Source organism: Pseudomonas sp. (assembly GCF_036404235.1).
Classification (GTDB): Bacteria; Pseudomonadota; Gammaproteobacteria; order Pseudomonadales; family Pseudomonadaceae; genus Aquipseudomonas.
The window spans coordinates 19831-27852 of sequence record NZ_DASWOT010000159.1 but is presented as its reverse complement, the minus strand read 5'-3'; the positions used below and the strand labels follow the sequence as shown (position 1 = coordinate 27852).

At 58.2% G+C, this 8022-nt stretch carries 7 protein-coding genes and 1 tRNA gene; 4 read left to right on the top strand and 4 right to left on the bottom strand.

The annotated features are described in order from the left end of the window. Window positions 1-218 precede the first annotated feature (218 nt). Window positions 219-467, top strand: coding sequence for a DUF2790 domain-containing protein (locus tag VGC62_RS20085; protein WP_331188825.1), 249 nt, complete (start codon window positions 219-221; stop codon window positions 465-467). 412 nt (window positions 468-879) lie between these two features. Here VGC62_RS20085 and VGC62_RS20080 read toward each other — a convergent pair. From VGC62_RS20080 to VGC62_RS20070, 3 genes are all read right to left on the bottom strand, one after another. Continuing rightward, window positions 880-969 (bottom strand) — tRNA-Ser (locus VGC62_RS20080). Between the two features lie 165 nt (window positions 970-1134). Continuing rightward, window positions 1135-1884, bottom strand: a complete 750-nt coding sequence (locus VGC62_RS20075; protein WP_331188824.1) for a 3-oxoacyl-ACP reductase family protein — start codon at window positions 1882-1884, stop codon at window positions 1135-1137. Window positions 1885-2001: 117 nt separating this feature from the next. Continuing rightward, window positions 2002-3447, bottom strand: coding sequence for a SulP family inorganic anion transporter (locus tag VGC62_RS20070; protein WP_331188823.1), 1446 nt, complete (start codon window positions 3445-3447; stop codon window positions 2002-2004). Between the two features lie 326 nt (window positions 3448-3773). On the opposite strand from VGC62_RS20070, the gene zapE reads away from it, so the two are divergent. After that, window positions 3774-4892: a cell division protein ZapE gene (zapE, locus tag VGC62_RS20065; RefSeq protein ID WP_331188822.1), complete on the top strand. Its 1119-nt coding sequence runs from the start codon at window positions 3774-3776 to the stop codon at window positions 4890-4892. A gap of 36 nt (window positions 4893-4928) precedes the next feature. On the opposite strand, the gene rarD is transcribed toward zapE, so the two are convergent. After that, window positions 4929-5813, bottom strand: a complete 885-nt coding sequence (gene rarD / locus VGC62_RS20060; protein WP_331188821.1) for an EamA family transporter RarD — start codon at window positions 5811-5813, stop codon at window positions 4929-4931. A gap of 239 nt (window positions 5814-6052) precedes the next feature. Here rarD and VGC62_RS20055 point away from each other — a divergent pair, with 239 nt between their 5' ends. Next, window positions 6053-6694 carry an HD domain-containing protein gene (locus tag VGC62_RS20055; RefSeq protein ID WP_331188820.1) on the top strand — a complete coding sequence of 214 codons (642 nt, stop codon included), beginning with the start codon at window positions 6053-6055 and terminating at the stop codon, window positions 6692-6694. Between the two features lie 165 nt (window positions 6695-6859). Beyond that, entirely contained in the window at window positions 6860-8011 is a 1152-nt protein-coding gene (locus VGC62_RS20050) for an MFS transporter (RefSeq protein ID WP_331188819.1), read from the top strand. Window positions 8012-8022: the final 11 nt, after the last annotated feature.

Sequence of the window (8022 nt, the reverse complement as noted above, 5' to 3'; positions counted from 1 at the left end):
GCGATCACGGATTATTACGGTTTTACCAACAATGCATTCCAGTCTTTGGGATTTATCAAAACCGCCATCGGCATAAAATAGGCCCAGCTTCCAAACAAAGCCACGAAACGCCAACTCAGCAGGGTCCAAGCAAACCACCCTCACACGTTTCGTAGAGCCTTCGGCCTTATTCAATCCGACTGAAGACGTAAATCGTTTGCATCGTTGGGACATAGAAAATGAAACTGTTTCAAACATTGATTGCTGCTTCTTTTGTAATGATGGGCAGTCAAATGGCTTTTGCTGATCAACCTGCGGTTGAGCAATACAATTACAGCTCGCACCTTGACATCGCCAAAGTGATTCACCAGGACGCGGCCCCTAGCGTTTGTGGTGTGGCCCCTGTCCAGATGACCTACCTTGACCATCAAGGCCAGGAACACATCATGCAGTACAACGTCATGGGTAACGGTTGCGCTGATAGCTAAAACTGAGCACCAACGAAACCTGCTCATGGCGGGTTTTGTTCAGGCGCCCATGGAGCAAGCCGGAGGACGAGCCCGGTGCAATTGCACAGCCTCTGTATCCCTGATGCAAACCGACCCCGCCACGTGCGGGGTTTTCTATTTCTGGCGAGATCGGCTGTCTGTTGATGTCGTGGATCTCATAGCCAAAATGCGGGTACACAGCGAAGATCTGCGCGCTCAATGGAAGGGGATCTGATAGGCAATAAAGAGGAGGGAGATCGTCGGCAGGACGCCGAGGGGATATGAGTATTGCGGTTTAAAGCGGCGTCAGCATCGCCTTTTTTGCCCTGGAAATGCCCTGACTTTATAAAGCCCACAAATGAAAAACCCCTGAATTCTCTAGGAATATCAGGGGTCTAGCTTGCATCGAATATGGCGGTGAAGGAGGGATTCGAACCCTCGATACAATTTCTTGTATACACACTTTCCAGGCGTGCTCCTTAAGCCACTCGGACACCTCACCGTATCTCTTCAAACATGTTCCGTCTGTCGAGGCGCGCTAATGTAGTCGAAACCTCTGGTGAAGGCAAAACTTTTTTTCAGAATTTTCATGCGGTTAAGCAGAAAATCTATTGCCCCCGGCTTCGCGAGGAAGTCAGGGGCGGGCGTGGTGTTGCCGCGCTTGTGATCAGGCGCCGAAGCCGCCGTCGATGGTCAGACTGGCGCCTGTGATGTAGCCAGCTTCCGGGCCAACGAGATAGGCGACGAAGCCCGCGATTTCTTCTGCCTTGCCGTAGCGCGCGATTGCCATAAAACCCATCAAAGACTCAGCGAAGTCGCTGTCGGCCGGGTTCATGTCGGTGTCGACCGGGCCGGGCTGGACGTTATTGATGGTAATGCCGCGCGGGCCGAGATCGCGGGCCAGGCCTTTGGTCAGGCCGACGAGGGCCGATTTACTCATGGAGTAGGGGCCCGCTCCGCCGAAGGGTACACGGTCGGCGTTGGTGCTGCCGATGTTGATGATGCGGCTGCCTTCCTTCATATGGCGTGCCGCTTCCTGGGTCGCGATGAACACGCTGCGTACATTGATAGCCAAGGTCCTGTCGAAGTCTTCCAGGCTGAACTCTTCGAGCGGCGCGATGACCAGCACACCCGCGTTATTGACCAGGATGTCCAGGCTCTTGAAGGTTTGCACGGTGGTGTTTACGGCGTGGCGAATGTCATCGGCGCTGGCGCTGTCGGCCTTGATCGCCAACGCTTTGCCGCCGGCTGCGGTGATGCTGTCTTGCAGCTCGCGGGCCTTGGCTTCGGAGCTGATATAGGTAAAGGCAACGGCGGCGCCTTGTTCGGCAAGGCGCTTAACGATGGCTGCGCCGATACCGCGGGAGCCGCCTTGAACGAGTGCTACTTTGCCGATGAGGTGGGTTGGGTGAGCCATGTCGATCTCCAGAGCAGGTTAAGGAGGCGTTGATGGGGCTCAGTATCCGCCCCCGATTGCGTGTCGACTAGCGATCTGAAGGATTTTCCTCATGGGCATGGTTCAAACCCAGCCGCCTCAGTTGTGCTGCACGCCCGCACGTTTGAGCAACTGCTTGCAGCGCTCGGACAGGTGAATCACACGTAGATGTTTCCCGGCTTTGTCATAGCGCTCACGCAGGGTCTTAAGCGCGGCAATCGCTGAGTAGTCGACGAAACTCAGGTGACGGCAGTCAAGGGTGACGTGTGCAGGGTCATCAGCAGTGCTGAAATGGTTGAGAAAATAGGTGGTGGAGGCAAAGAACAGCGTGCCATGAAGGCTGTACACCTTACTGCCGTCAGATTCCAGGTGAGTGTCGGCGTACAGTTCGCGGGCCTGCTGCCAAGCGAAGTTGATGGCCGCGATGAGGATGCCGAACAGCACGGCAATGGCCAGGTCAGTGAGGACCGTTACCACGGTCACGGCGATGATCGCCAACATGTCGTTCAACGGTACTTTGTGCAGTACGCGCAAGGAGGCCCAGGCGAAGGTCTGCTGCGCCACCACGAACATCACGCCGACCAGCGCGGCCAATGGAATACGTTCGATCAACGGCGACAGGAACAACACAAACATCAGGATCATCACCCCGGCGACGATGCCGGACAGTCGACCGCGACCGCCTGAGCTGAGGTTGATGACGGTTTGCCCGATCATCGCGCAACCGCCCATGCCGCCGCAGAGTCCGGAGGCCACATTGGCAACACCCAAGGCCACGCATTCGCGGTCCGGGTAACCACGGCTTTCAGTGATTTCGTCGGTCAGGTTGAGGGTCAGCAGGGTTTCCAGCAATCCCACCAATGCCATCAGTACCGCATACGGGGCGATGATGCGCAGGGTGTCCAGGGTCCATGGCACCTGCGGCAGGGTCAGGGAGGGAAGACCGCCCGCGATGTGCGCCATATCGCCTAACGTGCGGGTTGGCAGATCAAGCAGATAAACCAGCGCGCCAACGCCGAGAATCGCGATCAATGCTGGCGGCACTGCCCGTGTCAGGCGCGGCAGCAGGTAGACGATGGTCATGGTCAGTGCCACAAGGCCTACCATCAAGTACAGAGGCAGGCCCCTGAGCCAGGCATCGCCCACCTTGAAGTGCTCCAATTGCGCCATGGCAATGACAATCGCCAGGCCGTTGACGAAGCCGAGCATCACCGGATAAGGCACCATGCGCACCAGCTTGCCCAGGCGCAACAGGCCGAAAACAATCATCAGCAAACCGCCCAGCAGCACCGTCGCAAGCAGGTATTGCACGCCTTGTTGCACCACCAGCGCCACGATCACCACCGCCATTGACCCGGCGGCGCCGGAGATCATGCCCGGGCGACCGCCAAACAGCGCGGTCAGCGTGCAGATGATGAACGCACCGTAAAGCCCCATCAACGGGTTGAGGTGGGCGACCAGGGCGAAGGCGATGCACTCGGGCACCAAGGCAAAGGAGGTGGTCAGTCCTGCGAGGATATCGGCGCGTAGACGAGCGGTTTTCATGGTTCACCTAGGGTCTGTTGCCGTTTGGTTGTGGCTGCATGCAATGCGAAAAAGGGAGGATGTTACGGAATATGAAGCGTGCGGGCCAGCCAAAAGCCGGTAACGGTCAGGCGTCGAGTCGCATGGCTTCTGGGCGGGGGAATCTCAGCGACGACGACCGCCATTGTGTAACCCTGCGTGGCTTGATACCCCCGCCTCGCAGCCAACGCTCTTCATGTTCTGTATGCTGGCGGCGTTTATTTGTGGCGGGTAGCTGCTTCTAGCGCAGGGGTGCGCCCCGGTCCAAACGTCATGATCAGTCTTTCCATAAGCGGTGATCTCGTCAGATGAGTGTTTTGCCTCCCCTTGACGCCTGGCAGCAGGCGGTCGATAGCCAGGATTTTCAACCCGACGAAGCCCAGCGCAATGCCGCGCAAAAGCTGCAGGAATGCTATTTGGCCCTGAATGCAGGCAAGGGGAGCCCGCCTGCCAGGGGCGTTTATCTGTGGGGGCCGGTGGGGCGCGGTAAAACCTGGTTGATGGACCGCTTCTACGAGAGTTTGCAGATCCCCGCTCGACGTCAGCACTTCCACCATTTCATGCGCTGGGTGCATCAGCGCCTGTTTCAACTGACCGGTACTGCCCAGCCCTTGCAAGTGCTGGCTCACGAGTTGGCCCAGGACGTACGCGTGCTGTGCTTCGACGAACTGTTCGTCAACGATATCGGTGATGCGGTGATCCTCGGCGGGTTGTTGCGCGCGATGTTTGAAGAAGGTGTGGTGCTGGTATGCACCTCCAACCAATTGCCGGAACAGCTGTATGCCAGTGGGCATAATCGTGAGCGGTTCGTGCCGGCCATTGCGGCGATTAATCACTACATGAGCGTGGTCTCGGTGGATGGTGGCGAAGATCACCGGCTGCATCCTGGCCAGGCGCATCAGCGTTACTGGGTTAAAACGGGGCAGGGCGCCAGTGCGTTGCAGGAGGTCTTCGAGCGTTTGCGCGGCGGCCAGCCGGTGTCGACCCAGCCTGTGCCGTTGGGGCATCGGCATCTGACGGTGATTGGCAGCAGTAAAAACGTGGTCTGGTGTCGCTATGCCGATCTGTGTGAGCAACCGCTGGCGGCGATGGATTTCATCGAACTGTGTGATCGCTACCAAGCGGTGCTGCTGAGCGAGGTGCCTGCGTTGAGCGCGCCGCAGCGCGAAGGGCGAATTGCGCGCGGTACGGAAGATGGCGTGGGGCAGGTGGTGGCGGGCGACCGCGAACTGCCGCAGCTGTCACCGTATGACAACGGCGTGCGGCGCTTCATTGCTCTGGTGGACGAGTGCTACGACCGCAAGGTGCCGCTGTACGTGGAAGCTGCGCTGCCGATGGTCGAGCTGTACACCGAGGGCTATCTGGCGTTCGCGTTTCGTCGCACGTTGAGTCGGCTCCAGGAAATGCAGTTGGAGCGGTTCGGTTGAAACCACTGCACGGCAGCTCAAAGGGGATGTGTGTTTTCAGACGCTAGTACGTCGACGTTGTGCCATGACATGTTTGGCACCTTCAAACACCAACACCATGACTGCCCCCCAGATCGACAAGTAGGTGATCCATTCATCTGGCTGGATAGATTCGCCCAGCAACAGCGCCACGCCCACCAGCAGCACCGGCTCGACATAACTCAACAGTCCAAACACGCTGAATGCCAGCAAGCGGCTGGCGAGGATGTAGCTGACCAACGCTGAGGCACTGATTGCGCCCAAAACCGGAATCAGCACGTACAGCCGTGGAAACGCCTCCAGCGCCGAAGGGTTGCCGCGCCAGATGAACACCAGCGCTAACGGCAACATCAGCAGCATGTCCCACCACAAGCCGCCAAGGTTGTCGGTCTTAAGCTTGCGTCGCAGGATGAAATACACCGGATAACCCAGCGCAACCACCAGCGTTTCCCACGAGAAACTGCCCAGGCGCAGCAGCTCATTGCACACGCCGATCAGCGCGCAAAGCCCCGCGATTTTCTGCAGATGCGAAAGGTGTTCACCAAAGACGATACGTCCGGTGAGGATCATGGTCAGCGGCAACAGAAAATAACCCAGCGACACCTCAAGGCTACGCCCATGCAGCGGCGCCCACATGAACAGCCACAGTTGCACACTCATCAGTGCCGCCGATAACAGCATCGCGCCGAGCATGGCGGGCTTTTTTCGCACGCGAGCGGTGAGCGTCCTGACCAGATTCCAGTCGCCGCTGTACAGCAGAAACAAAGTGACGCAAGGCAGCGTCAACAACATCCGCCAACCGAATATTTCCTCGCCGGTCAGAGGTTTTAACAGGGACGTAAAAAAGTACATGACCGCGAACAGGGAGGAGGCCAGGACCGACAACGCAACGCCTTTGTACACAGGTGCCTCAACTTGCTTGTTGTTTGAGTGTTTGCGCGATCAGACGCTTAGCGCGTGATCATCAGAAACGGCGCACAGTCTATCTGAACCCACCGTATTTAGCGGGCTGGATGTGATTGGCAGGATTTAACGCACGTTTGGCAGAGAACGAGACACCCTGCCGATTGAGGGGCGCTCGCTACCGGCAGACACTTGCCTTCAACGCGCCATACCGGCGTGATCACTTGGGCAAGACCTCCATGACTAACAGCATTGCCGGCATCAAAATTCCTGACAGCGCCCTGGCCCGCGCGACCACTCAATACATCCGCGAGCAAGAAGATGATCTGCTGTTCAACCACTCAAGTCGGGTTTTCTTCTGGGCCGCATTGACTGGCGAGCGCAAGGGTTTGAAATATGACGCCGAGCAGCTTTACGTCGGTGCCATGTTCCATGACTTGGGGTTGGTTGAAGGTCATCGCAGCGAGACCCACCGTTTTGAAGTCGACAGCGCCAATGCCGCCCGCGCATTTGCCAAGCCTTACGGTTTGTCGCAAGACGACCTCGAACAGGTGTGGTTGTCCATTGCGCTACACACGACGCCAGGCGTGCCTGAGCATCTGCGTCCCAACGTTGCGCTGGTGACGGCGGGAGTGGAAATGGACGTGCTGGGCATTAATTACGACCTATTTGGCGACGAGCAACGTGACCTCGTGACCCATGCTCACCCGCGTGGCGAAGCGTTCAAAGAATGCATCCTGTGCGCCTTTGCCAATGGCTTTCGCGACAAGCCTGATACCACCTTCGGTACCGTCAACGCCGACGTGCTGGTGGATGACAACCCGACCTTCAAACCGCTGAATTTTGTCGAAATAATCCGCAACTCGCCGTGGAAGGCTTGATGTTTGCCTGATCACGTTTGTTGGAGCGGGATCACCATCGCGCATCCCCTGAGGTCTTCCTGACGTCCCGCGATCCGACATGAAACATTTGGATAAACCGTGGCCTTTGTTAGGCTTGCGCTTTTGTCAGCACCTGAAGCGCTGACGGCCTGCCAGGGAGCCTCAATGACCTCCATCAGCACTGCGGCGCTTTTTGTGCCTGGGCGACTGGAACAGTTTTCCACCCGAGTCGCTTTTTTCATCGCCGGATTCACGATTGCTGCCTGGGCACCGCTGGTGCCTTACGCCAAGGCGCGTATAGGTCTGGACGAGGGCACGCTCGGCCTGTTGCTGTTGTGCCTGGGTGTCGGCTCGATCATTGCCATGCCGCTGGCCGGTGCGTTGGCCTCACGCTTTGGTTGCAGGCGCGTCTTGGTGGCCTCGACCGTGCTGGTCTGTTTGTGTCTGCCGTTGTTGGCAACGCTTTCCAGCCTGCCGTTGATGGTCGCAACGTTGTTCATTTTTGGCGCGAGCATGGGCGCGTTGGATTGCACGGTGAACATTCAGGCGATCATCGTCGAACGTGCCAGTGGTAAAACCATGATGTCTGGCTTTCACGGGTTGTTCAGTGTTGGCGGGGTTGTCGGCGCCGCGAGTGTGGCCGGAATGCTCAGCCTCGGTATTTCGCCGCTGATCGCCATACTGGCGGTGGCGGTGTTCTGTGTCATTGCTTTGCTCAAGGCCGCGCCACATTTACTCACCTACGGCAGTGAAACCCGGGGGCCGGTCTTCGCGGTTCCGCATGGCATTGTGCTGTTCATTGGGCTGCTGTGCTTTACGGTGTTTCTCACCGAAGGCGCGATGCTCGATTGGAGCGCGGTGTTTCTCAGCGCGCAGCGTGGCGTTGAAACCTCGTATGCCGGACTTGGTTATGCGGTGTTTGCGACCACCATGACCGTTGGCCGTTTGTTTGGCGACCCCATTGTCCGGCGCCTTGGCGGCCCGCGGATTATCCTGATCGGCGGGTTGTGCGCTTCGGCAGGCCTTGCCCTCGCAACACTGGTGCCCACCTGGCAAGCCGCGCTCGCCGGTTATGCGCTGGTCGGAGTCGGTTGTTCCAACATCGTGCCCGTGTGTTACAGCGCTGTCGGGCGGCAGAAAACCATGGCGCAAAGCGTCGCGGTTCCGGCGATCACTACACTTGGCTACGGCGGCATTTTGATCGGGCCTGCTGGCATCGGCTTCGTGGCCCATGCCAGTAGCCTGGGCCTGGCATTCATGATCCTCGCGGTGATGCTGCTGGGTGTGGCCGTGAGCGGACGTTTCCTTAAAGGATGATCTATGCAGGT

Coding starts and splice junctions, on each gene's coding strand:
- zapE (WP_331188822.1), top strand. CDS start 3,774: ATGAGTGTTTTGCCTCCCCTTGACGCCTGGCAGCAGGCGGTCGATAGC.
- VGC62_RS20075 (WP_331188824.1), bottom strand. CDS start 1,884: ATGGCTCACCCAACCCACCTCATCGGCAAAGTAGCACTCGTTCAAGGC.
- VGC62_RS20050 (WP_331188819.1), top strand. CDS start 6,860: ATGACCTCCATCAGCACTGCGGCGCTTTTTGTGCCTGGGCGACTGGAA.
- VGC62_RS20070 (WP_331188823.1), bottom strand. CDS start 3,447: ATGAAAACCGCTCGTCTACGCGCCGATATCCTCGCAGGACTGACCACC.
- VGC62_RS20055 (WP_331188820.1), top strand. CDS start 6,053: ATGACTAACAGCATTGCCGGCATCAAAATTCCTGACAGCGCCCTGGCC.
- VGC62_RS20085 (WP_331188825.1), top strand. CDS start 219: ATGAAACTGTTTCAAACATTGATTGCTGCTTCTTTTGTAATGATGGGC.